Origin of the sequence: Methylobacterium oryzisoli, from assembly GCF_046557895.1 — a bacterium.
GTDB lineage: Bacteria > Pseudomonadota > Alphaproteobacteria > Rhizobiales > Beijerinckiaceae > Methylobacterium > Methylobacterium oryzisoli.
Map to the genome: position 1 here is coordinate 1 of NZ_JBKIBX010000004.1, position 21,257 is coordinate 21,257.

General features: G+C 72.0%; 23 protein-coding genes and 1 pseudogene. 15 read left to right on the plus strand and 9 right to left on the minus strand.

All coding sequences use genetic code 11. The annotated features are described in order from the left end of the window. The first annotated feature begins 134 nt into the window (after positions 1 to 134). Both ACKUB9_RS05545 and ACKUB9_RS05550 read left to right on the plus strand, forming a co-directional pair. Positions 135 to 311: a hypothetical protein gene (locus tag ACKUB9_RS05545; RefSeq protein ID WP_407520096.1), complete on the plus strand. Its 177-nt coding sequence runs from the start codon at positions 135 to 137 to the stop codon at positions 309 to 311. Positions 312 to 317: 6 nt separating this feature from the next. Beyond that, positions 318 to 629 carry a non-heme iron oxygenase ferredoxin subunit gene (locus tag ACKUB9_RS05550; protein WP_407520097.1) on the plus strand — a complete coding sequence of 104 codons (312 nt, stop codon included), beginning with the start codon at positions 318 to 320 and terminating at the stop codon, positions 627 to 629. A gap of 10 nt (positions 630 to 639) precedes the next feature. On the opposite strand, the gene ACKUB9_RS05555 is transcribed toward ACKUB9_RS05550, so the two are convergent. Then, positions 640 to 1,134 (minus strand): Lrp/AsnC family transcriptional regulator, encoded by a 495-nt coding sequence (locus ACKUB9_RS05555; RefSeq protein ID WP_407520098.1) that lies wholly within the window; start codon positions 1,132 to 1,134, stop codon positions 640 to 642. 113 nt (positions 1,135 to 1,247) lie between these two features. Here ACKUB9_RS05555 and hppD point away from each other — a divergent pair, with 113 nt between their 5' ends. Next, positions 1,248 to 2,369, plus strand: coding sequence for a 4-hydroxyphenylpyruvate dioxygenase (hppD, locus tag ACKUB9_RS05560; protein ID WP_407520099.1), 1,122 nt, complete (start codon positions 1,248 to 1,250; stop codon positions 2,367 to 2,369). A 9-nt stretch (positions 2,370 to 2,378) separates the two neighbouring features. Here the strand turns inward: hppD and ACKUB9_RS05565 are convergent, their stop codons facing one another. The 4 genes and pseudogenes from ACKUB9_RS05565 to ACKUB9_RS05580 all read right to left on the minus strand — a co-directional run bounded on the left by ACKUB9_RS05565 (position 2,379) and on the right by ACKUB9_RS05580 (position 5,884). Beyond that, positions 2,379 to 3,902: a sensor domain-containing diguanylate cyclase gene (locus ACKUB9_RS05565; protein WP_407520100.1), complete on the minus strand. Its 1,524-nt coding sequence runs from the start codon at positions 3,900 to 3,902 to the stop codon at positions 2,379 to 2,381. 522 nt (positions 3,903 to 4,424) lie between these two features. Then, positions 4,425 to 4,751, minus strand: coding sequence for a sigma-70 family RNA polymerase sigma factor family protein (locus ACKUB9_RS05570; RefSeq protein ID WP_410825783.1), 327 nt, complete (start codon positions 4,749 to 4,751; stop codon positions 4,425 to 4,427). Positions 4,752 to 4,878: 127 nt separating this feature from the next. After that, positions 4,879 to 5,433 (minus strand): annotated as a pseudogene (locus ACKUB9_RS05575) (sigma-70 family RNA polymerase sigma factor); the annotation flags it as partial. Continuing rightward, positions 5,420 to 5,884 carry a carboxymuconolactone decarboxylase family protein gene (locus ACKUB9_RS05580; RefSeq protein WP_407520102.1) on the minus strand — a complete coding sequence of 155 codons (465 nt, stop codon included), beginning with the start codon at positions 5,882 to 5,884 and terminating at the stop codon, positions 5,420 to 5,422. The gene ACKUB9_RS05580 and the pseudogene ACKUB9_RS05575, both read right to left, overlap by 14 nt. A 198-nt stretch (positions 5,885 to 6,082) precedes the next feature. Here ACKUB9_RS05580 and ACKUB9_RS05585 point away from each other — a divergent pair, with 198 nt between their 5' ends. After that, positions 6,083 to 7,318: an NAD(P)/FAD-dependent oxidoreductase gene (locus ACKUB9_RS05585; protein ID WP_407520103.1), complete on the plus strand. Its 1,236-nt coding sequence runs from the start codon at positions 6,083 to 6,085 to the stop codon at positions 7,316 to 7,318. Between the two features lie 57 nt (positions 7,319 to 7,375). On the opposite strand, the gene ACKUB9_RS05590 is transcribed toward ACKUB9_RS05585, so the two are convergent. Beyond that, on the minus strand, positions 7,376 to 7,876 hold the full coding sequence (locus tag ACKUB9_RS05590) for a MarR family winged helix-turn-helix transcriptional regulator (protein WP_407520104.1): 501 nt from the start codon (positions 7,874 to 7,876) through the stop codon (positions 7,376 to 7,378). Between the two features lie 98 nt (positions 7,877 to 7,974). On the opposite strand from ACKUB9_RS05590, the gene ACKUB9_RS05595 reads away from it, so the two are divergent. The 8 genes from ACKUB9_RS05595 (at position 7,975) to copM (ending at position 13,401) form a co-directional block, all read left to right on the plus strand. Then, positions 7,975 to 9,336: a cytochrome P450 gene (locus ACKUB9_RS05595; RefSeq protein ID WP_407520105.1), complete on the plus strand. Its 1,362-nt coding sequence runs from the start codon at positions 7,975 to 7,977 to the stop codon at positions 9,334 to 9,336. Positions 9,337 to 9,367: 31 nt separating this feature from the next. Continuing rightward, positions 9,368 to 9,691, plus strand: coding sequence for a 2Fe-2S iron-sulfur cluster-binding protein (locus tag ACKUB9_RS05600; RefSeq protein WP_407520106.1), 324 nt, complete (start codon positions 9,368 to 9,370; stop codon positions 9,689 to 9,691). Between the two features lie 32 nt (positions 9,692 to 9,723). After that, positions 9,724 to 10,935, plus strand: coding sequence for an ABC transporter substrate-binding protein (locus ACKUB9_RS05605; RefSeq protein ID WP_407520107.1), 1,212 nt, complete (start codon positions 9,724 to 9,726; stop codon positions 10,933 to 10,935). Between the two features lie 171 nt (positions 10,936 to 11,106). Beyond that, positions 11,107 to 11,661 carry a L,D-transpeptidase gene (locus ACKUB9_RS05610; RefSeq protein WP_410825776.1) on the plus strand — a complete coding sequence of 185 codons (555 nt, stop codon included), beginning with the start codon at positions 11,107 to 11,109 and terminating at the stop codon, positions 11,659 to 11,661. Between the two features lie 74 nt (positions 11,662 to 11,735). Beyond that, positions 11,736 to 11,993, plus strand: coding sequence for a GNAT family N-acetyltransferase (locus ACKUB9_RS05615; RefSeq protein WP_407520109.1), 258 nt, complete (start codon positions 11,736 to 11,738; stop codon positions 11,991 to 11,993). 59 nt (positions 11,994 to 12,052) lie between these two features. Next, positions 12,053 to 12,445, plus strand: a complete 393-nt coding sequence (locus ACKUB9_RS05620; RefSeq protein ID WP_407520110.1) for a hypothetical protein — start codon at positions 12,053 to 12,055, stop codon at positions 12,443 to 12,445. A 149-nt stretch (positions 12,446 to 12,594) separates the two neighbouring features. Continuing rightward, positions 12,595 to 12,960, plus strand: a complete 366-nt coding sequence (locus ACKUB9_RS05625) for a hypothetical protein (RefSeq protein WP_407520111.1) — start codon at positions 12,595 to 12,597, stop codon at positions 12,958 to 12,960. Between the two features lie 15 nt (positions 12,961 to 12,975). After that, entirely contained in the window at positions 12,976 to 13,401 is a 426-nt protein-coding gene (gene copM, locus ACKUB9_RS05630; protein ID WP_407520112.1) for a CopM family metallochaperone, read from the plus strand. Between the two features lie 11 nt (positions 13,402 to 13,412). Here the strand turns inward: copM and ACKUB9_RS05635 are convergent, their stop codons facing one another. Both ACKUB9_RS05635 and pepN read right to left on the minus strand, forming a co-directional pair. After that, positions 13,413 to 15,746: a PAS domain-containing sensor histidine kinase gene (locus ACKUB9_RS05635; protein ID WP_407520113.1), complete on the minus strand. Its 2,334-nt coding sequence runs from the start codon at positions 15,744 to 15,746 to the stop codon at positions 13,413 to 13,415. A gap of 185 nt (positions 15,747 to 15,931) precedes the next feature. Continuing rightward, the gene (pepN, locus tag ACKUB9_RS05640) at positions 15,932 to 18,616 is read right to left on the minus strand and encodes an aminopeptidase N (RefSeq protein WP_410824056.1); all 2,685 of its coding nucleotides are present in this window, start codon (positions 18,614 to 18,616) and stop codon (positions 15,932 to 15,934) included. A gap of 220 nt (positions 18,617 to 18,836) precedes the next feature. Here pepN and ACKUB9_RS05645 point away from each other — a divergent pair, with 220 nt between their 5' ends. After that, on the plus strand, positions 18,837 to 19,277 hold the full coding sequence (locus tag ACKUB9_RS05645; protein WP_407520116.1) for a VOC family protein: 441 nt from the start codon (positions 18,837 to 18,839) through the stop codon (positions 19,275 to 19,277). Positions 19,278 to 19,304: 27 nt separating this feature from the next. Here ACKUB9_RS05645 and ACKUB9_RS05650 read toward each other — a convergent pair whose 3' ends face one another. Continuing rightward, a complete protein-coding gene (locus tag ACKUB9_RS05650; protein ID WP_407520117.1) occupies positions 19,305 to 20,081 on the minus strand; it encodes an enoyl-CoA hydratase in 777 nt (258 codons plus the stop codon). A 96-nt stretch (positions 20,082 to 20,177) separates the two neighbouring features. On the opposite strand from ACKUB9_RS05650, the gene ACKUB9_RS05655 reads away from it, so the two are divergent. Continuing rightward, a complete protein-coding gene (locus ACKUB9_RS05655) occupies positions 20,178 to 20,609 on the plus strand; it encodes a PaaI family thioesterase (RefSeq protein WP_407520118.1) in 432 nt (143 codons plus the stop codon). Between the two features lie 185 nt (positions 20,610 to 20,794). Then, on the plus strand, positions 20,795 to 21,256 hold the full coding sequence (gene rplM / locus ACKUB9_RS05660; RefSeq protein ID WP_407520119.1) for a 50S ribosomal protein L13: 462 nt from the start codon (positions 20,795 to 20,797) through the stop codon (positions 21,254 to 21,256). Position 21,257: the final 1 nt, after the last annotated feature.

Consider the following 21,257-nt stretch of genomic DNA (forward strand, 5'->3'; position numbering starts at 1 on the left):
TTCATGTTCGAGACGCGTTTTCCGCAGAAGGTGAGCCGCTTCGCGGCCGAGACGGCGGCGCTGCAGCGGGACTACGGCGACTACGGCCGTGCGCTGGCCCGCCACTTCGACCCGAACCGGCCGGAGGCGCGGAGATGAGCGGGATCGATCACACCCACGATACCGGCTTACGCAGCTGGGTTCCGGGGGCGGACGGCCACGCGGATTTCCCGATCCAGAACCTGCCGCTCGGCGTGTTTTCGCCGAACGGCGAGGCGCCGCGAGCGGGCGTCGCGATCGGTGGGCGCATCCTCGACCTGCCGGCGCTCTGAACGCTCATGCCCTGGCATCCCGTCGCCGACACCGCCGACTTCGCGCAGCGCCCCGTGATCGGGCGCGACTGCGCCGGGCGCAAGCTCGCGCTCTACCGCCTCGCCGACCGCTACTACGCCACCGCGAACACCTGCACCCACGCGAACGCGCTCCTCTCGGAGGGCGAAGTGGTGGAGGGCTACATCGAGTGCCCGGCCCATTACGGGCTGTTCGAGATCGCCACCGGCAAGGCGCAGGGGGCGCCGGTCTGTGTCGACCTCGCCACCTATCCGGTGCGGGTCACCGGCACCCGGGTCGAGGTCGAGATTCCGGACTGAGGGCCGCCCCTCAGGGCGTGCCGTGCTCCAGGCCGCGCAGCGGCAGCGGCGCCCCGCTCTTGAGCGTGTCGAGCACGATCGAGGAGCGCACGCTCGCGACGCTCTCGTGGGCCAGGAGCGCGCCGTTGACGACCGCCGACAGGGCGTTCAGGTCCGGCACGATCATCTTCAGCAGGTAGTCGCTGTCGCCGGTGAGCGCGTGGGCTTCGAGCACGCAGTCGAGGCTGCGCACGAGCTGCGCGAAGCGCCGGGAATTGTCGCCGCTGTGCGTGGCGAGCGTCACCCGGGTGAAGACCGTCACGCCGAGGCCGAGCCGCGCGGGATCGAGCTCGGCCCGGTAGCCGCGCACCACGCCCTGCTCCTCCAGGCGGATGCGGCGGCGCGAGCACTGGCTGGCCGACAGGTTCACGCGGTCGGCGAGCTCCTGGTTACCAAGCCGCCCGTCCTCCTGCAGCGCCGCGAGGATCTTGAGGTCGAACCCGTCGAGCGTGATCGAACCCGTCATCTCCGGCCCCTCCGATGCACGATCCTCGCGCGGATCGCCGCCGAGAGCCGTCACTTTGCACGCCCATCGCATCCTGCGCGTGCTGTCCTCGGCGCCGTCAACAGGAGGACGCGATGGGCCCCTATCCCCACGATGCACCCGCGCCGCGGATCGGCGAGGCGAACCCGATGGGCACCGACGGCTTCGAGTTCGTGGAATACGCCCATCCGGACCCGCAGGCGCTGCACGACCTCTTCCGGGCCATGGGCTTCACGGCCGTGGCGCGCCACCGCACCCGGGCGATCACCGTCTACCGCCAGGGCGACGTGAACTACCTCGTCAACGAGGCGCCGGGCACGCATGGGCACCGCTTCGTGGCGGCCCACGGCCCCTGCGCGCCCTCGATGGCCTTCCGGGTGGTCGATGCCCGCCACGCCTATGAGCGCGCCGTCGCGCTCGGCGCCGAGCCGGCCGATCCGACGGACGGAGAAAAGACCCTCGATGTCCTGGCGATCAAGGGGATCGGCGGCTCGCTCCTGTACTTCGTGGACACCTACGGGCCGAAGGGCTCGCCCTACGAGGCCGAGTTCGAGTGGCTGGGCGCGCGCGACCCGCGCCCCGAGGGCCTCGGCCTGTTCTACCTCGACCACCTGACCCACAACGTGCATCGCGGGCGCATGCAGGTCTGGGCGGACTTTTACGAGCGCCTCTTCAACTTCCGCCAGATCCGCTACTTCGACATCGAGGGCAAGCTGACCGGCCTCTTTTCCAAGGCGCTGACCTCGCCCGACGGCAAGATCCGCATCCCGATCAACGAGTCCGCCGACGAGAAGAGCCAGATCGAGGAGTACCTCCACGCCTATAACGGCGAGGGGATCCAGCACATCGCCTGCGGCTGCCGCGACATCTACGCGACGATCGAGGCGCTGCGGGCGCGCGGGGTGTCGTTCATGCCCTCGCCGCCCTCGGTCTACTACCGGCGCATCGACCGGCGGCTGCCCGGCCACGGCGAGCCGCTGGAGCGGATGGAGCGCAACGGCATCCTCATCGACGGCGAGGGCGTGGTCGAGGGCGGGATGACCAAGATCCTGCTGCAGCTCTTCTCGGCCAACGCGATCGGGCCGATCTTCTTCGAGTTCATCCAGCGCAAGGGTGATGACGGCTTCGGCGAGGGCAACTTCAAGGCCCTGTTCGAGTCGATCGAGGAGGACCAGATCCGCCGCGGCGTGCTCGGGCGGCCGGACGAGGCCGCCTGACGCGGCCTCTCAGGCAACGCGGTGCGGCGCGGCGTCCGCGGCGCCCGCCACGCGCACGTGGTTGCGGCCCTGCCGCTTGGCCTCGTAGAGGGCCGCGTCGGCGGCCGCGAACCACGCGTCGGTGGAGGCCTCGGCCGACAGGCGGCCTGCGTGCATCGCCCCGATGCTGACCGTGACCATGCCGCCTTCGTGTCCGGCATGCGGGATGGCCTTGGCGGCGATCGCCCGCCTGATCCGTTCCGCATAAGTCGCAGTGCCGGCCTCGTCCGTATCCTTGAGGATCACGGCGAATTCCTCGCCGCCGATCCGGCAGGCGAGGTCGCCGGTCCGCGCCACCTGCCGCTGCAGGACGCGGGCGATCGTCTTCAGCACGTGGTCGCCGGCCAAGTGCCCGTAGATGTCGTTGTAGCGCTTGAACTGGTCGGCATCGAGCAGCAGCAGCGCCGTGCCCGGATGCCGGCGGCGCGCGGCGCTCGCCATCGCCGCGTCGAAGCGGCGGCGGTTGGGCAGGCCGGTCAGCCCGTCGGTCTCGGCGAGGCGAGCGAGTTCCCGGCTCGCCGCCTGGGCGGCCGTCTCGGCCTCCCGGCGCCGTTCGAGTTCGCGCCGCAGCCACAGCGTCAGGCCGGCCACGCCGCCGCACATCACCAGCACGGTGAGCATCATGAGCAGCGCCTTCGGCCGCCACGCCGCATCGATCGCCGCCACCGGATAGGCCACGCTGATCCGCAGCGGCCGGCGGCCGACCCGCATGAAGGTCTGCAGGGACTCGGTCCCGCCCGCCATAGCGGTGAACCGTCCGGCCTCCTCGCTCAGGATGCGCGCGACGGCGGCGGCGTTTCCCTCCCCGGGCGGTGCGGCCGGAACCCGGACGAGCGGCGTGCCGTCGTCGAGCAGCAGCGTGATCGCGAGGCCGGGTTCGACGGTGAGGCGCGCGAACGCGCTCTCGAAATGCTCCACCTCGATGGTGCCGACGACCACGCCCGCGAAGGCGTCGTCCGCGTAGGCGAGGCGGCGGCTCAGCGGGATCACCACCTTGTCGCTCATGGACGAGGTCAGCGGACGCCCGATGTAGAGCCCGACGTCGGACGACTGCTCATGGACCTGGAAATAGGTGCGATCCGCGGCGTTCAGGCGCCGCGGCACGACGAACTGCGAGTCGATGTAGGCCTGCCCGCCCGCGTCGAGCACGAACATCGAGCCGAAGCCGGTGCCGCTCGCGGCGCGGTCGAACAGGACGAGCTGGCGGATCTCCGGGCTCAACCCCTCCAGCTCCGGGTTGCGCAGACCCTCCGTCACGGCCTGCAGCGAGAGGCCGTAGAGTTCGATGTCGCGGTCGAGGGTGCGCTCGACGCTGCGCAGCAGGCTCTCGGCGGTGCTCGTCGCATGGTCCCATGCATTGTTTCGCAGGGTCATGATGAGGCCGGTCGCCAGCGCGCAGAGCGCCACGGTCACGGCCGCGCTGAGGCCGACGAGGACGCGTGCCAGCTGCTTCAGGCGGTGCGGCTGATCCTGCGGCGTGGCGTTGCGTGGCATCCTGGGGTCCGGCCCGGCCTCTTGCGCCGACCGTAGGTCCGAACTCCTAAGCCGCCGTTGCGTCCCCGCCGATGCCGCCACCCCGAGGCCACGCGGGCCTGGAGCGGGATCCGATCGCGTTGTGACACGGTCCACGACAGCGCGATGGTGAGGAGGGCGCACGGATCTCGGAGGTTTCAGGGGGCCTCCTGAGTGACCCATCGTGTGGACACCTCCGGATGAGGTCGGGGGTAGTCTGAAGCTACAAACTCAGTCAAATTCTCTCGCACGTGCCTTTCCCGGACGACTGTAACGAAGTGGAAGGAGATCCGGGATCCAGCCGATGATTTGCCGCGCAGGGGCTCTGCATTTTTCACCGTTTCAGACAGGCGGACGCTTCGCGATGTCTTGCTCTGGGTCCCGGATCTCCTTCCGCTTCGCTCCAGTCGTCCGGGAAAGGGGGATTGGAGTGGGCCTGTTCCGCCATGCGGCATGGCCGTGTGCAACTGTCGTGTACCGCGGGCAACGCGATCGGATGCGGCTCTAGTGTGGCGATCCCGGCGTCTCCTGCGCCAGGATCCGGGCCACGTGGCGCAGCTTGTCGGGGTTGCGCATGATGTAGATCGCCCGGATGCGGCCGTCCTCGACCGCGAGCGCGGTCGTCTGCAGCACCTCGCCGCGATCGAGGCTGGCGAAGCCCGGCAGTCCGTCGATCAGCATCGGCCGCAGCAGGCGCGCGGGCTCGGCGCCGGGCTTGCGCCGCAGCCCCGCATAGAGCCGCAGCACCCGCGCGAGGCCGGTGATCGGGTTGCGGAAGGCGATGACGCGGCCGCCGCCGTCCGAGTGCAGCACCACGTCCTGCGCCAGCATCGCGCCGAGCGCCTGCGTGTTCCCGTCCCGCGAGGCGGCGAAGAAGGCCTGCGCGATCCGCTCGGCTTCCGCGTCCGCGATCGCGTAGCGGGGGGGGGCCCGCCCCNGCCAGCATCGCGCCGAGCGCCTGCGTGTTCCCGTCCCGCGAGGCGGCGAAGAAGGCCTGCGCGATCCGCTCGGCTTCCGCGTCCGCGATCGCGTAGCGCGGGCGCGCCGTCCGCACGTGCCGGCGCGCCCGCACGGCGAGCTGGCGCACAGCCGCGGCGTCCCGGTCGAGGGTGCTCGCCACGTCCGACAGCGCGACTCCGAAGACGTCGTGCAGCAGGAAGGCCGCCCGTTCGAGGGGGGAGAGGCGTTCGAGCGCCATCATCAGGGTCAGCGTGAGATCGTCCTCCGGCTCCGCCTCGCCGGCCCCGACCAGCGGCTCGGGCAGCCACGCGCCCACATAGGTCTCGCGCCGCGCCCGCGCCGACTTCAGGCGGTCGAGGCACAGCCGCGTGACGATGCGCGTCAGGAAGGCGGCGGGACTATCCACCGCCCGCTCCACGCCCTGCCAGCGCAGCCACGCATCCTGCACCACGTCCTCGGCCTCGGCCACCGAGCCGGTCATGCGGTAGGCGAGACGCAGCAGCCGGGGCCGCTGCGCCTCGAAGGCCGCGGTGGCCGCGTCAGGTTCCGGCACGGGGCGTCTCCACCGGATGGGCGGCCCGGAACCCGACCTGAAGGCGGTTCCAGACGTTGATGGCGCCGATCAGGAGGGTGAGCTGAACCTGTTCGGCCTCGCTGAAGTGCCGGGCCATCTCCTCGTAGTCGGCATCCGGGGCGCCGGTCTCGGCCACGCGGGTCAGCGCCTCGGTCCAGGCCAGCGCCGCGCGCTCGCGGGCGCTGTAGAGCGTCGATTCGCGCCACGCGCTCAACAGGTACAGGCGCATCTCGGTCTCGCCGTGCGCGCGGGCCTCGCTGGTGTGCATATGGATGCAGTAGGCGCAGCCGTTGATCTGCGAGGCCCGCAGCTTCACGAGGTGCTTCAGCCCCTGCTCGATCGGACCCGACCGGAAGCTCGCCTCCAGCGCCATCATGGCGCGGATGCCTTCGGGGGCAAGATCGTAGGGTTTATGCAGGCGAGGGGTCATCGTGCGTCTCCCGCGGGCGTTCTGCCCGCTCGCGGCGATGACGAGGCGGACCCTGCCCGGTGTGACATGGCCGCGCGAGAAATCGCGCGGCGCCGGCCGAGGCGAGATAGTTGCCTAGGCAACGAAATTGTGGCAGGTTGCGTCCCATGAGCCTGGGCCGCGATCCAGCGCGGAGGAAGCGATGCACGAGGCGTGGTCATGAGCGGCCCCGGCGGAATCGTGATTGTCGGGGCCGGCCAGGGCGGGTTCCAGGTGGCGGCGTCGTTGCGCGAGGGCGGCTACGAGGGATCGATCCTGCTCCTCGGCGACGAGCCGGCGCCGCCCTACCAGCGGCCCCCGCTCTCGAAGGCCTACCTCACCGGCAAGACCGATGCGGCCGGCCTGCAGCTGCGGCCCGAGAGCTTTTACGCCGATCACCGCATCGCGGTGCGCACCGGCGCGCCGGTCGTCGCCATCGACCGCGGGGCGCGGCAGGTGCGCCTCGCGGACGGGGAGGCGATCGGCTACGACCACCTCGTGCTGGCCACAGGCTCGCGCAACCGGCCGCTGCCGGTGCCGGGCACCGACCTCGCGGGCGTGCGGCAGCTGCGCACCCTGGCGGAGGCCGACGCGATCCGCGCCCGGCTCTCCGAGATCCGCCGCGTCGCGGTGGTGGGGGCGGGCTTCATCGGGCTCGAATTCGCCGCCGTGGCGGCCGCCCGCTCCATCGCCGTCACCGTGCTGGAGGCGACCGACCGGCCGATGGCCCGGGCGCTCTCGCGGCCGATGTCGGCCTTCTTCCGCGCCGCGCACGAGGCCGCGGGCATCACCTTCGCGTTCGGGGCCGGCGTGGTGCGCATCCACGGAGAGGACGGCCGCGCGACCGGGGTGGAGACCGCGGACGGGGCGATCGTGCCCGCCGACCTCGTCCTCGTCGGCATCGGCGTCGTGCCGAACGCCGAACTCGCGGCGGCGGCGGGCTTGGCGGTGGAGAACGGCGTCGTCGTGGACGCGCAGCTCCTGACCGCGGACCCGGCGATCTCGGCCATCGGCGACTGCGCCGCCTATCCGAGCCCCTTCGCCGACGGGGCGCCGACCCGGATCGAGGCGGTTCAGAACGCCGTCGATCACGCCCGCTGCGTCGCGGCCCGCCTCAACGGCCGGCCGGCCGCCTACGGGGCGGTGCCGTGGTTCTGGAGCGACCAGGGCCCGCTGAAGCTGCAGATCGCCGGGCTCGCCGTGCCGCACGACGAGACCGTGACCCGGGGAGACCCGGGGAGTGGCGCCTTCTCGGTCTTCTGCTACCGCGGCGGCCACCTCACGGGCGTCGAATCGGTGAACAAGCCGGCCGACCACATGGTGGCCCGCCGCCTGCTCGCCGGCCGCATCCCGCTCGCGCCTCGGGAGGCGGCCGACCCTGCCTTCGACCTGAAGGCGCGGCTCAGCGCCGCCTGATCGCCGCCGATGGTCCGCCTCAGCCTCATCCGCCACGACGGCCGCCGGCTCGGCGCCTCAGCCCTCGGGCATCGCCTTGGTGACGGCCGGGAGGTTCGCGTGCAGGCGGTTGAGGAGGCCGATCAGAGTCGCCTGCTGCTCGGCGTCGAGGCAGGCGAGCAGGCGCCGCTCCCGCTCCAGCGCCACCACGATGATCCGGTCGTGCAGCGCCGCCCCGGCCTCGGTCAGCCGGATCAGCCGGCGGCGCGCGTCGCCCGGATCCTCGGCGGTGTCCACGAGGCCGCGGCGCTCCATGGCGGCGAGCGTCCGGCTCACCGGCCCCTTGTCGAAGCCGATGACGTGGCAGATGCGGGCGGCCGGGATGCCGGGTTCGAGGGCGAGCAGCGAAAGAATCCGCCACTCGGTCACGTTCACGCCGAAGCGGCGCTGGTAGGTGGTGTTGGCGCTGCGCGAGAGCTTGTTGGCCACGAAGGTCAGGAGCGCCGGCACGTAGCGGTCGAGGTCGAGGCGCGGCGCCTCGCCGGCCACCGGACTCCGCTCCGCCCGTCCCTTCGCCATCCGTGCCTCGGACCGTCCTGCCTGAGGCCCGGTATGGCGCAACCGGTGCGGGCCGTCGACCCGCTCTGCCGAACCGCACACACCAGGGAGGTGCACCCATGACGCCGCTTCCACGCCCGCCCGAGACGGCGCCCGGACTCCCGCCGCTCGCTCCCGGCCTCTCGCCCTCCGGTGCGCCGGCCGTGGACGTCGATCCGTTCTCGACGGAGTTCTTCGAGGACCCGCACCGCATCCACGAGGCTTTGCGCGAGGCCGGGCCGGTGGTCTGGCTGCCGCGCTGGAGCGTCCACGCGGTGGCCCGCTACGCGGAGGTTCACGCCGTCCTCAACGATCCCGCCACCTTCTGCTCCGGCCGCGGCGTGGGCCTGAGCGACTTCGCCCGCGAGACACCGTGGCGGCCCAAGAGCCTGATCCTGGAGGCCGATCCGCCCGAGCACGGCCGCGCCCGCGCGGTCTTGAGCCGCGTGCTCTCGCCCGGCGTGATGAAGACCCTGCGCGAGCGCTTCCGGGTCGCCGCCGAGGCGCTGGCCGACGACCTGCTCGCCCGCCGCTCCTTTGACGCCGTCGCGGACCTCGCCGAGGCCTTTCCCCTCTCGGTCTTTCCCGACGCGGTCGGGCTGCAGCGCGAGGGGCGCGAGCACCTGCTGCCCTATGCGGGGCTCGCCTTCAACGCCTTCGGCCCGCCGAACGAGCTGCGCCAGCGCGCCCTGGAGACCGCCGCGCCGCACGTGGAGTGGGTGATGACCCAGTGCCGGCGCGAGAACCTCACATCCGGCGGCTTCGGCGCCGAGATCCACGCGGCGGCCGATCGCGGCGAGATCACTCCCGACGAGGCGCCGCTCCTCGTGCGCTCCCTCCTCACAGCCGGGCTCGACACCACGGTGAACGGGATCGGGGCGGCGATTTATTGCCTCGCCCGCTTCCCCGAGGCCTTCGCGCGGCTGCGTGAGAAGCCGGCCCTGGCGCGGGCGGCCTTCGAGGAGGCGGTGCGCTTCGAGAGCCCGGTGCAGACCTTCTTCCGCACCACGACGCGCGACGTCGAGATCGGTGGGGTGACCATCCCGGAAGGCTCCAAGGTGCTGATGTTCCTGGGCGCCGCCAACCGTGACCCGCGCCGCTGGCAGGAGCCGGCGCGCTACGACCCCGAGCGGCAGACCGTGGGCCATGTGGGCTTCGGCTCCGGCATCCACATGTGCGTCGGCCAGCTCCTCGCGCGGCTCGAAGGCGAGGTGATGCTGGGCGCGCTCGCCGCCCGGGTCGGGTCGATCGCCATCACCGGACCGGTCGTGCGCCGCTACAACAACACGCTGCGCGGCCTGGAGCGTCTGCCCGTGACCCTCACGCCGGCCTTCAGGCCGGTGCCGGCCCGAGACCGGCCCATTCCGACCTCGGGCGCAGCCGCCCGGGGTCGGTCCGCCCCTCTTCCCGATCTTGCACCCCGTTCGCCCCCGGACCGCTGACCGGGCCGGCGAACGGCGCCGAGGATGCACCATGACGAGCATCACCTTCATCCAGCCCGACGGCCACTCCCGGTCCCTCGGCCTTGCCGACGGCACGAGCCTGATGCAGGGCGCCACGGGGGCCGGCCTCGACGGCATCGTGGCCGAGTGCGGCGGCAACGCCATGTGCGCCACCTGCCACGTCTACGTGGACGAGGCCTGGGCCGGGCGCCTGCCGCCGCTCTCCGACGACGAGGACGCGCTCCTCGACGGCGCGGCGGCCGAGCGCCTGCCGACGAGCCGGCTCTCCTGCCAGATCACCGTCACGCCCGAACTCGACGGGCTCGTGGTACGCCTGCCGGAACGGCAGATCTGATCACCGCACACCACAAGATGGGGGAGGAGACCATGACGAAGACGATTCGCGCGCTCGCGCTCGCGGCGGCGCTCGCCGCGCCGCCGGCGCTGGCCGAGGTGTCGGACGGGGTGGTGCGCATCGGCGTGCTCACCGACATGTCGGGGCCGTTCCAAGACACCAACGGCATGGGCTCGGTGGAGGCCGCGCGCCTCGCCGCCGAGGATTTCGCCGGCGGAGGCAAGTCCATCCGGGTCGAGATCGTCTTCGCCGACCACCAGAACAAGGCCGATGTCGGCTCGGCCATCGCCCGCAAGTGGCTCGACATCGACAAGGTCGACGCAGTGGTCGACGTGCCGAACTCCTCGGTCGGGCTCGCCGTGAACGCGCTGGTGCGCGACACCCGGATGGCGCTCCTCGCCTCCGCCACCGCGACCTCGGAGCTGACCGGCAAGGCTTGCTCGCCCAACACCGTGCAATGGGTCAATGACGCCTGGGCCACCGGCAACACCACCGCCGCCGCGATGATGAAGCGGGGCGGCACCTCGTGGTACTTCCTGACCGTGAACTACGCCCTCGGGCAGGGTATCGAGGCGGAGGCGAGCGCCTACGTCACGCGCAACGGCGGCACCGTGAAGGGCGCGAGCCGCCACCCCCTCGGCACCGCCGATTTCTCCTCGCTGCTCCTTCAGGCGCAGAGTTCCGGCGCCAAGGTCGTCGGCCTCGCCAATGCGGGGGCGGACGCCATCAACATCGTCAAGCAGGCCTCGGAATTCGGCCTCAAGGAGAGCGGCCAGTCGCTGGTGGCGTTCTTGGTCTTCATCAACGACGTGCACGCGATGGGGTTGAAGGACGCGCAGGGGCTGCTCCTCACCGAGTCCTTCTACTGGAACATGAACGACGCCACGCGCGACTTCGCCAAGCGCTTCGCCGCCCGTCCCGGACAGGCCGGCAAGGTGCCGAGCGGCAACCAGGCCGGCGTCTACTCGGCGACGCTGGCCTATCTCGACGCGGTCGCGCGCACCGGCAGCGACGACGCCCGGACGGCGGTCGCCGAGATGAAGCGCCAGCCCCCGCGCGACAAGCTCTTCGGCGACCTCTCGGTGCGACCGGACGGACGGGCGATCCACCCGATCTACCTGTTCGAGGTGAAGAAGCCCGGCGAATCGAAGGCGCCCTACGACTACTACAACCTCGTCGCGACGGTGCCGGCCGACCAAGCCTTCCGGCCGATGGCCGAAGGCGGCTGCCCTATGGTGAAGTAGTGCGGCGCCCACCTTGGCCGTCGGCCTTCCTCGGCCCAAGCAGAATTGCACGGGGCAATTCTGCTTGGGCTCTTGTTTTGCATCATTGTCGCCGCCGAACCGGTGACCACTTCGGCGAATGATGCTTAGCTTGGCGGGGAAGGCGACACGGGGGTGGATATGGGACGGTGGATGGCGTGCGCGGCAACGCTCCTCGCGGTGGGGGGCCTCGCGCCGGCGCGGGCCGCCGAGGTGGTGGTCCGGGTCGACAAGGATGCCCAGCGCATGACCGTCACGGTCGACGGGCAGGAGCGCCATGCCTGGGCGGTTTCCACCGGGGCCTCGGGCTACGAGACGCCGGCCGGGTCGTTTCAGCCCAACCGGCTCGTGGCCGACCACCGCTCGAAGGAGTGGGACGATGCGCCGATGCCGCACTCGATCTTCTTCACCGAGGCCGGGCACGCCATCCACGGAAGCACCGCCGTCCGGCGGCTCGGCTCGCCGGCCTCGCACGGCTGCGTGCGGCTCGCGCCCGCCCACGCCCGGGCGCTGTTCGCCCTCGTGCGGACGGAGGGCATGGGCAGCACCCGCATCGAGATCACCGGCACGGAGGGGATCGCCACCGGCGTGGCGGGCGGAGCGTCCGGCACGCCCCTCGACTACCGCCGCCTCACCAGCTTCAACCCGATGGTGAGCGGCATCATGGTCGGCGGCACCGAGGCGCCGCGCCGGACCCGCACGCCGTAGGGCGGGGGAGGGGGCCGGAAACCGGCGGCCCCGCGCCCGGGTTGACCGAGCCCGGACGCGATGCGGAGTGGCGGATGCACGACAACGTCGAGAGGAGCCGCTTCGAGCTGCCGGTCGGGGACGCGATCGTCTACGCGGATTACCGACGCCAGGACGGGCACCTCGCCATCCTGTACGTCTACGCGCCTCCGGCGCTGCGCGGCACCGGCGCGGCGGGGCGGCTGATGGCTGCGGTGGCCGCCCGGGCACGGGCCGAGGGCCTGACCATCCGGCCGCTCTGCGGCTACGCGCGCTCCTGGCTGCGCGCCCATGGCAGCGATCTTCTGGCGTGACTTGGCGGCATGACCTGGGCCGGCCTGTACCGGCGGCCTCGATCTGGTAGGGTGCCCGCATGACCCTGCCCCGGCCTCTCGCGCGCCTGCTGGCGGCTTTGATCGTGACGATCGCCGGCTGCCTCCTGGCTTCGGCCGCGGAGGCCCATGCGGGGCATGCCCATGGACCGTCCGCCGCGTTCGTGGAGCGGCCGGCCGTGCAGGCGGTACCCGTCGCGGCCCGGCAGGCCGACGCGCCGGAGCCGTGCCTCGCGGCGGCGGACCGCGCGCCTTCCTGCCACGGCGTGTGCTGCAGCCTCGGCGCCTCCTGCTGCGCCCCGTCGCTCGGTCCGCCCGCGCTGCCGGGTCTCGCGGTGCCGGGCGCCGGGATCCGGCTGGCCGCGCCCGCGCAGCCCTTCCGCGCCGGCCTCTCGCCCGAAGCGCTGCCGCGACCGCCCCGGTCGCGCGCCTGAGGCACCCGCGCTCCCGCCCGTGACGGGCCGAGGGGCCTAAGGCTTTCACCCAACCTTCCCCTTCAGGCCGACCCGATCGCTGATCGAGGCGTGCAGACGCGCTCTCGCGCGCCGTCCGGTCGTGCCCGCCCATCCCCCCGGAGAACCCCATGATACCCTGGAGACTGCTCGTCGCGGGCGGCCTGCTGCTCGCCGCCCCGGTCTGCGCCCACGAGGCCTCGGGCCGCAACGGCGGCCGTGTCGCCGATGCCGGCCCCTACCACCTCGAACTCGTCGCGCGGGAGCGCACCGTCGACGTCTACGTGCTCGACGGGGCCGAGGCGCCGCTTCCCGCCGCCGGCTTCACGGCCACGGCCTTCCTGATGATCGACGGCAAGCCCGCGCGCATCGCGCTCGCGCCCGCCGGCGGCAGCCGCCTCACCGGTCTCGCCGAGGCCGCCCTCCCGGCCGCGCCGAAGGGCGCCGTGCAGCTCACGGCCCCGGACGGCTCCCGGGCCAGCGCCCGCTTCAACTGACGGAGGACCTTTCCCATGAGTCCAGCCACGATCACCCGCCGCGCGATGCCGGCCGTCCTCCTGCTCGGCCTCGCCGGTCCCGCTTCCGCGCAGCCGGGCGGCCACCACCACGGCGCACCGGCTGGCGGGACGCCGCGACACGACATGCAGGCGATGATGGACGCGACGAATCCCGCCCCGGGCGACGCCCCCTCGACGCGGGACTTCAAGGCCGCCGACCGGGCGATGATGCACGCCATGCACGTGCCCTATACCGGCGATCCCGACGTCGATTTCCGCACCCACATGATCCCGCACCACCAGGGCGCGATCGACATGGCGAAGGTGGTGCTGCGGCACACGTCGGACCCGGCGACCCGCCGGATGGCGCAAGCCATCATCGCCGAGCAGGAGCGCGAGATCGCCGAGATGCGCGACTGGCTGAAGGCGAAGGGCCGCTGAGGCCGGGCCGGTCAGGCTGCCTGACCGGCCACCAAGTCGACCACCGTGGTCCCGGCGGCGTCGCGCCGGGCCTGCGGCAGGCGCACCAGCACGATGGTGCCGGTGCCCTCCTCGGAGCGGATGCGCAGGCCCCCGCCATGCATGTCCGCGAGCGAGCGGGCGATGGCGAGGCCGAGCCCCGAGCCCTTGAAGCTGCGGGCGAAGTTGCTCTCGACCTGCTCGAAGGGGGCGCCGAGCTTCGGCAGCACCGCCTTGGGGATGCCGATGCCGCTGTCCTCCACGTAGATGTGGATCGCGCTGATCGCCCGCCGGATCCGCACCGCGACGCGGCCGGCCTCGGGGGTGAACTTCACGGCGTTCTGCAGCAGGTTGACGAGGATCTGGTGCAAGGCGCGCTCGTCGGCGAGCACCACCGCCTCGGCGTTCATCTCCACGCTGAGCGTCAGGCCCTTGGCGCGGGCCGGCTCCGCGATGAGCTTGAGCGCCCGCTCCAGCGCCTCGGCCACCGGCACCGGCTGCTTGGCGAGCGTGACCCGGCGCGCCTCGATGCGCGACATGTCGAGGATGTCGTCGATCACCGACAGCAGGTAATGCCCGCTGGAGCGGATGTCGCGGCAATACTCGCGGTATTTCTCGGAGCCGAGGGGGCCGAAGACCTCGTCCTGCATCACCTCGGCGAAGCCCAGGACCGCGTTGAGCGGCGTGCGCAGCTCGTGGCTCATGTTGGCCAGGAACTCGGATTTCGAGCGGTTGGCGCTCTCGGCCTGCGCCTTCTGGTCGAGGTAGCGCTCGGCGAGGTCGGCGAGCTGCTGGGTCTGGAGTTCGAGGGTGCGCCGGGAACGCTTGAGGTCCGCGACCGTGGCGATGAGCTGGCGCTCGGATTCGACGAGCCGCTCCTGGTGGCGCTTGAGCGTGGTGATGTCGGTGCCCACCGAGACGTAGCCGCCGTCCTTGGTGCGCCGCTCGCTGATCTGGAGCCAGCGCCCGTCCGCGAGTTCGGCCTCGAAGATCCGCGCCCCGGAATCCGCGAGATCGGGGTTGGGGAATTCCCGCCGCACCTGGGGCAGGGCGGCCCGGCCCATGATGGCGTCGTAGCGCCGCCCGGGCTGCGCCTCCTCGGGCGTGAGCGCGTGCAGGCGCCGGAACTTCGAGTTGCACAGCACGAGGTTGTTCTGCGCATCCCAGAGCACGAAGGCCTCCGAGACAGCTTCGACCGCGTCGCGCAGGCGCATGTCGGCGGTGGCGGTGGACTCGGCGAGGCGGCGCTGCTCGGAGACGTCCATCACGATGCCGACGAGGTGGCGCCCGCCATCCTCCTGGTCCTGGACGATCTCGGCCCGGGCCTTGAGCCAGATCCACTCGCCGGAGGCCGAGCGGATGCGAAATTCGTGGTCCACGGCCGCATCCTGCGCGGCGAGCTGCCGGGCGAGGCCGTAGAGGTCGGTGTCGTCGGGATGCACCAGGGCGTTGACGTCGCCGAAGGACAGGAACTCGCGCTCCCGGACGAAGCCGAGGATCTGGTACATCGAGTCCGACCAGTAGATCCGGCCGCGGGCGATGTCCCAGTCCCACAGGCCGCAGCGGCCGCGGCCGAGCGCGGTGTCGAGGCGCTGCCGGACTTGGTCGCAGACGCGGTCCACCGCCCGCGCCCGGTCCGCCTGGAGGGCGTAGGCGAGGCCGATGCAGATGATGACGAGGGCCACCGAGCCGACCACGATCCCCTGCGTGCGAGCCCGGCCCCACCACGCGGCCGTCGCCGCCTCCACGCCCTGGGTCACCGCCACCTGCCCGCGCCCGTCGGCGATGCGGCGCACCGTGGCGAGCACGTCGGCGCCGCCCGGCAGGGTGATGCGCATGATGCCGGCCCGCTCGCCCAGGATGCTGAGCGCCTGCCCCTCGCCGAAATGGTCGGTCAGCGTGCGCCGCCCGGCCGGCCCGGCCGGCAGCGCGGCCGACACCACCTCGTCGGGTCCGACGATGAGGAGGGTGCGGCCGTGATCGAGGGCGCCGGCCGGCAGCGCGGCTGCCAAGCGCTCCGCCAGCCCGGTCCCGCCGGGGGCTTGCCCGGTCCCGCCGGGGGCCTGGGCCAGGGACGCGGCTGCCAGGCGGGCGACGAGGTCGATCTCCCGCCCGGCCTCCGCCAGCACGTCCCGCCGCAGGGCGACGAGCTGGGTCAGCGTGATGGCCGCGAGGGAGAGGAGAAACAGCCCGAGGACGCCGGGGATCGCGAAGCGGAGCCAGGTCTCGGCCCGGGCGAGCCGCTGATGGGCCGGCGTCAGGACCCGCGTGATGCCCAGGATCGTTCCGGCACGTGCAGCGGTGGGGGCGGGATCCGCCTCCAGCATACCCAATCCCCCAAACCACGCGCTGCCGAGCGTTCACCCGCGGGCGCCGGGCACCCGCCGAATCACATCCATTTGTGACATTTCCACAGGCGATTTGTCCAGCATGTCGCTGGGGTCACACAGGCGTTAAACTTTCGTTTAACAGTTGAGAGTCGGCGCGCTGGAACCTGAATTGTTACAGCTGCTCAAGCGTTTGCCTGGTGACGTGCCGGAGCGAGCGACCGGTTGACAATGTCGCCGACGTCCGGCGAGAGCCCCGGCGAGCCCGCGATGGCGCGCAACGCCGCCTCGGCCCGAGCGCGGCGCTTGGCCTCCACCATACGCCACGTGCTGAAAGCCGTGAGGAGGCGCGCGGCGACCTGCGGGTTGCGGGTGTCCAGCGCCAGCACGGTCTCGGCCACGAGATCGTAGCCCGCGCCGTCCTCGCGATGGAACTGCGTCGGGTTGTTCAGGCTGAAACTGCCGATGAGCGAGCGCACCCGGTTGGGGTTGCCGAGCGAAAAACCCTCGTGCCGCATCAGGCCCCGCACCCGCTCCACCGTGCCCGCCTCGGGGATCGTGGCCTGGAGCGAGAACCACTTGTCGAGCACCAGCGGCTCGGTCCGGTGGGTCTGCGCGAAGGATTGGAGCGCGCGCTCGCGTGCCTCGCCCGGCAGGAGCGCGAGGGTGGCGAGCGCCGCCAGCCGGTCGGTCATGTTGGTCGCGCGGGCGAACTGCGCCTCCGCCATGTGCGTGCCCGTCGCCGGGTCGGCGGCCGCCACAAGGTCGAGGGCGGCGTTGGCGAGCGCCCGCCGCCCGGCGCTCGCCGCGTCCGGGCTGAAGGGGGCGTCGGCCGGGGCGGCGAGGCGCTCGCGCAGCGCGATCAGGCGCGGCGCCAGGGCGCGGCCGAGATGCTGCCGCAGGGTCCAGCGGGCGCGATGGATCGCGTCGGGATCGACGTTGGCGCCGATCTCCTGCGCCACCTCCTGGTCGCCCGGGATCGCCAGGACCAGGGCCGCGAAGGCGGGATCGGCCAGGGCCTCGGCGTCGAGGAAGGTGCCGAGCGCCTCGGCCAGCGCGGCGCCGTCCGCCCCCGCCTCGTCCACCAGGGGAGCGCCCGCGCGGGCGCGCGCCGTCAGCACGTCGAGGGCGAGGCCCTGCGCCGCCTGCCAGCGGTTGAACGGGTCGCTGTCGCGGGCGAGCAGGGTCAGGCGCTGGCCCGCGTCGAGGGCGTGGGCCACCCGCACGGGGGCCGAGAAACCGCGAAACAGCGAGGGCACCGGCGCCTCGGGCACGTCGGTGAAGACGACGCGCCCGCTCTCCTGCTCCAGCACGAACACGCCGTCGCGCACCTGCTCCGATCGCGCCGCCACCGGCCCGCCCTCCGGCGCCACGAGGCCGAGGGCGACCGGGATGACGAGGGGCTGCGGCTCGCCGCCCGCGCTCGCCTCGGTGGCGACGACCGGCAGGCTCTGGTGGAAGTCGAGGGTGTAGGTGCGGGCGTGCGGGTCGTGGCGCCCCGACACCGAGACCACCGGGGTGCCGGCCTGGGCGTACCAGCGGGCGAAGGCCGTGAGGTCGCGCCCGCTCACCTCCGCGAAGGCGGCGAGGAAGTCCTCCACCGTCGCCGCCGTGCCGTCGCAGCGCGCGAAGTAGAGGTCCATCCCGGCCCGGAAGGTCTCGGGCCCGAGCAGGGTGCGCAGCATGCGCACGATCTCGGCGCCCTTTTCGTAGACGGTCGCCGTGTAGAAGTTGTTGATCTCGCGATAGGCCTGGGGACGCACCGGATGGGCCAGCGGGCCGGCATCCTCCGGGAACTGGCGGGCGCGCAGGGTCCGCACCTCGGCGATGCGGTGGACCGGGCGCGAACGCTCGTCCGACGAGAATTCCTGGTCGCGAAACACCGTCAGCCCTTCCTTGAGGCAGAGCTGGAACCAGTCGCGACAGGTCACCCGGTTGCCGGACCAGTTGTGGAAGTACTCGTGGGCGATGATCGCCTCGATGTTGGCGTAGTCCGTGTCGGTGGCGGTGTCGGGGCTCGCCAGCACGTACTTGTCGTTGAAGATATTGAGGCCCTTGTTCTCCATCGCGCCCATGTTGAAGTCGGAGACCGCGACGACGTTGAAGACGTCGAGGTCGTAGACGCGGCCGAAGGCGCGCTCGTCCCAGGCCATCGCGCGCTTGACGGCGTCGAGCGCGTAGGGCGCGCGCTCCTCCTTGCCGGGCTCGACGTAGACGGCGACCTCGACCGTGCGTCCCTCCAGGGTAGTGAAGGTCGAGGCGATGCGGCCGAGCCGGCCGCCCACGAGCGCGAACAGGTAGGCGGGCTTGGGGTGGGGGTCGTGCCAGACCGCGAAATGCCGGTCCGGCCCCACCTCACCGGTCTCGACCGGGTTGCCGTTGCCCAGCAGCACCGGCGCCTCGGTCCGGTCCGCCTCGATGCGGGTGGTGTAGACCGCCAGCACGTCCGGCCGGTCGAGGAAGTAGGTGATGCGCCGGAACCCGTCCGCCTCGCACTGCGTGCAGTAGACCCCGTTCGAGCGGTAGAGCCCCATCAGCTTGGTGTTGGCGCTGGGGTTCACCTGCGTCTCCAGGCTGAGCACGAAGGGGCGGCTCGGCGGCTGGTGCAGGGTGAGCCCGCGCGGCCCGGCCTCGATCGCGCCGGGTGCGGTGGGCTGCCCGTCGAGGGCGATCGCGAGCAGCGTGAGGTCGTCGCCGTCGAGGACGAGCGGCGCCCCGGCCTCGCCCGCCGGGTTGGGCCGCAGCGCCAGCGTGGCGGTGACGCGCGTCTCGGTCGGGTGCAGGCGCACGTCGAGATCGACCCGGTCGATCAGGTAGTCGCTCGGCCGGTAGTCGGCGAGGCGGATGACCGGCGGGGTCTCGGTGCGCATGGGTTCTCCGGGCTTCCTGAGCAGGTGTCGCAACGCTGGCTGCCGGTCTCGCGGCCCGACCCTGCGCCATAGCCAAAACCGGGTCGCCGAGCGGCGCCGCGTCCCTCTTTTAGCCGCGACGCGCCCCCGCGCAACGCGGCGGGTGGGTGGCGGGGGGCCGTGCGTTGACCCGACCGGCCGCCGAACCATCTAAGGCCCCGTCATTCAGGAGCCCCCGACGATGGAATACCTGCACACGATGGTCCGGGTCGCCGACCTCGACCGCGCCCTCGACTTCTACTGCGCCAAGTTCGGCCTGCAGGAGGTGCGCCGGGTCGAGAACGAGAAGGGCCGCTTCACCCTGGTCTTCCTGGCCGCCCCGGGCGATGCCGCGCGGGCCAAGGACACCAAGTCGCCGCTCCTCGAACTCACCTACAACTGGGACCCGGAGGAGTACGGGGGCGGGCGCAATTTCGGACATCTGGCCTATCAGGTCGACGACATCTACGCGACCTGCGCCAAGCTGCAGGAGGCCGGCATCACCATCAACCGCCCGCCGCGGGACGGCTATATGGCCTTCATCCGCTCGCCGGACGGCATCTCGATCGAGATCCTGCAGAAGGGGGGCGCCAAGCCGCCGCAGGAGCCCTGGGCCTCGATGCAGAACACCGGGACGTGGTGAGGCCCAGGGTCGGGCACAGCGGCGGGCTCAGCCCTTGCGGGTGAGGAAGGCCGCGATGCCCTCCTCGGCGGCGCGGGCCAGCATATTTTCGGTCATCACCCGGCCGGCATGCGCGTAGGCCTCGGCGAGGGGCATCTCGATCTGCTCGTAGAAGGCGCGCTTGCCGACCCGCACCGTGTAGGGGCTGCGCGCCGCGATGCCCGCCGCCAGCGCCTGCGCTTCGGCGAGCGCGGTCCCGGCCCGCACCACCCGGTTGACGAGGCCGAGATCCTTGGCCTCGGCCGCGTCGGCCAGCTCGGCGGTGAGCAGCATCGCCATCGCGGCCTTGCGCGAAAGATTACGCGAGAGCGCCACCATCGGGGTCGAGCAGAAGAGGCCGATCTGGACGCCTGGGGTCGCGAAGCGCGCCTCCTCGCCCGCCACCGCGAGGTCGCAGGTGGCGACGAGCTGGCAGCCCGCCGCCGTCGCCACCCCTTCCACCGCCGCGATCACCGGCTGGGGCAGGGCGGGGATCGCCATCATCACCGCCGAGCAGAGGTCGAACAACGCGGCGAAGCGCGCCGCGCCCCGGTCCGCCTCGGCGCGGAAGGCGGTCATCTCCTTGAGGTCGTGGCCCGCGCAGAAAGCCGGCCCCGCCCCCGCGATCACCACGACGCGCACGCTCTCGTCCCGCGCCAAGTCCGCGAAGGCGTCCCGCAGCGCGCCGAGCAGCCCGAGCGAGAGGGCGTTGCGCGCCCGCGGACGGTTGAGGGTCAGCGTCGCGACGCCGTCGCGGTCCTCGCGCAGGAGAAGGGGTTCGTCCATCGGTGGCCTGTCAGTCTCCGTGAGGGGCGCCCATTGTCGGGCGGCCGGCGCCGTGCTGCAAGGCGCGCATTCCCATCCCCGACGGACCCGGAGCCGATGCCCCCCGAACCCGTGATGAGCCGCGAGGCGGTGTCCGCCTTCCTCGACGAGGTGTTTCCCCAGATCCATCACGGCGGCCCCGGGCCGGTGGTGGAGGCGGTCGGGCCGCTGACCGCGACCATGCGGCTGCCTTACCACGAGCGGCACCTGCGCCCGGGCGGCACGATCTCCGGCCCCGCCATGATGGGGCTCGCCGACGTCGCGCTCTACGTGGCGGTGCTGGCGAGCCTCGGCCCCGTCCCGCTCGCGGTGACTACCAACCTGTCGTTCAACTTCATGCGCAAGCCCGGGCCGCGCGACCTGATCGGCGAGGCGCGGCTGATGAAGCTCGGGCGCCAGCTCGCGGTGGGCGAGGTGCTGATCCGCAGCGAAGGCGAGAGCGAGCTGGTCTGCCACGCCACCGGCACTTACGCGATTCCGCCGCGCTGACGTGCGCGGTATCAGAGTACCGCAATGGCGAAGTCGCTCTCGCGTCTCGCGTTTTTCCGGACGCGGCGCACCCGAACACGATTGACGGGGCGCACCGGCTCGCGTAGAAGCCCCCGCATCGCCGCTGCGCTCCTCCTTGCGCGGCGGCGTCCTGTTTCTTGGATAGCTCTCGGGATTCCAGCGCGATGAAGACCTTTTCGCTGAAGCCCGCCGACGTCGAGAAGAAGTGGGTGATCATCGACGCCGAGGGCCTCGTCGTGGGCCGTCTCGCGTCGATCATCGCGATGCGTCTGCGGGGCAAGCACAAGGCCCAGTACACGCCCCACGTCGATTGCGGCGACAATGTCATCGTCATCAATGCGGACAAGGTGAAGTTCACCGGCCGCAAGTACGAACAGAAGGTGTACTACCACCACACCGGCTACCCGGGCGGCATCAAGGAGCGCTCGGCGAAGTTCATCCTCGAAGGCCGGTTCCCGGAGCGCGTGGTCGAGAAGGCCGTGGAGCGCATGCTGCCGCGCGGGCCGCTCTTCCGGAAGATCCTCGGCAACCTGCGGGTCTACAAGGGCTCGGAGCACCCCCACGCCGCCCAGCAGCCGGAGACGCTCGACGTCGCCGCTCTCAACCGCAAGAACGTGAGCGCGTAAG

Coding starts and splice junctions, on each gene's coding strand:
- ACKUB9_RS05555 (WP_407520098.1), bottom strand. CDS start 1,134: ATGACGGGTTCGATCACGCTCGACGGGTTCGACCTCAAGATCCTCGCG.
- ACKUB9_RS05645 (WP_407520116.1), top strand. CDS start 18,837: ATGGAATACCTGCACACGATGGTCCGGGTCGCCGACCTCGACCGCGCC.
- ACKUB9_RS05580 (WP_407520102.1), bottom strand. CDS start 5,884: ATGACCCCTCGCCTGCATAAACCCTACGATCTTGCCCCCGAAGGCATC.
- ACKUB9_RS05545 (WP_407520096.1), top strand. CDS start 135: ATGAGCGGGATCGATCACACCCACGATACCGGCTTACGCAGCTGGGTT.
- rplM (WP_407520119.1), top strand. CDS start 20,795: ATGAAGACCTTTTCGCTGAAGCCCGCCGACGTCGAGAAGAAGTGGGTG.
- ACKUB9_RS05635 (WP_407520113.1), bottom strand. CDS start 15,746: ATGCTGGAGGCGGATCCCGCCCCCACCGCTGCACGTGCCGGAACGATC.
- hppD (WP_407520099.1), top strand. CDS start 1,248: ATGGGCCCCTATCCCCACGATGCACCCGCGCCGCGGATCGGCGAGGCG.
- ACKUB9_RS05550 (WP_407520097.1), top strand. CDS start 318: ATGCCCTGGCATCCCGTCGCCGACACCGCCGACTTCGCGCAGCGCCCC.
- ACKUB9_RS05600 (WP_407520106.1), top strand. CDS start 9,368: ATGACGAGCATCACCTTCATCCAGCCCGACGGCCACTCCCGGTCCCTC.
- ACKUB9_RS05595 (WP_407520105.1), top strand. CDS start 7,975: ATGACGCCGCTTCCACGCCCGCCCGAGACGGCGCCCGGACTCCCGCCG.
- ACKUB9_RS05655 (WP_407520118.1), top strand. CDS start 20,178: ATGCCCCCCGAACCCGTGATGAGCCGCGAGGCGGTGTCCGCCTTCCTC.
- ACKUB9_RS05650 (WP_407520117.1), bottom strand. CDS start 20,081: ATGGACGAACCCCTTCTCCTGCGCGAGGACCGCGACGGCGTCGCGACG.
- ACKUB9_RS05620 (WP_407520110.1), top strand. CDS start 12,053: ATGACCCTGCCCCGGCCTCTCGCGCGCCTGCTGGCGGCTTTGATCGTG.
- ACKUB9_RS05570 (WP_410825783.1), bottom strand. CDS start 4,751: ATGCTGGCGCAGGACGTGGTGCTGCACTCGGACGGCGGCGGCCGCGTC.
- copM (WP_407520112.1), top strand. CDS start 12,976: ATGAGTCCAGCCACGATCACCCGCCGCGCGATGCCGGCCGTCCTCCTG.
- ACKUB9_RS05615 (WP_407520109.1), top strand. CDS start 11,736: ATGCACGACAACGTCGAGAGGAGCCGCTTCGAGCTGCCGGTCGGGGAC.
- ACKUB9_RS05590 (WP_407520104.1), bottom strand. CDS start 7,876: ATGGCGAAGGGACGGGCGGAGCGGAGTCCGGTGGCCGGCGAGGCGCCG.
- ACKUB9_RS05605 (WP_407520107.1), top strand. CDS start 9,724: ATGACGAAGACGATTCGCGCGCTCGCGCTCGCGGCGGCGCTCGCCGCG.
- pepN (WP_410824056.1), bottom strand. CDS start 18,616: ATGCGCACCGAGACCCCGCCGGTCATCCGCCTCGCCGACTACCGGCCG.
- ACKUB9_RS05610 (WP_410825776.1), top strand. CDS start 11,107: ATGGCGTGCGCGGCAACGCTCCTCGCGGTGGGGGGCCTCGCGCCGGCG.
- ACKUB9_RS05565 (WP_407520100.1), bottom strand. CDS start 3,902: ATGCCACGCAACGCCACGCCGCAGGATCAGCCGCACCGCCTGAAGCAG.
- ACKUB9_RS05625 (WP_407520111.1), top strand. CDS start 12,595: ATGATACCCTGGAGACTGCTCGTCGCGGGCGGCCTGCTGCTCGCCGCC.
- ACKUB9_RS05585 (WP_407520103.1), top strand. CDS start 6,083: ATGAGCGGCCCCGGCGGAATCGTGATTGTCGGGGCCGGCCAGGGCGGG.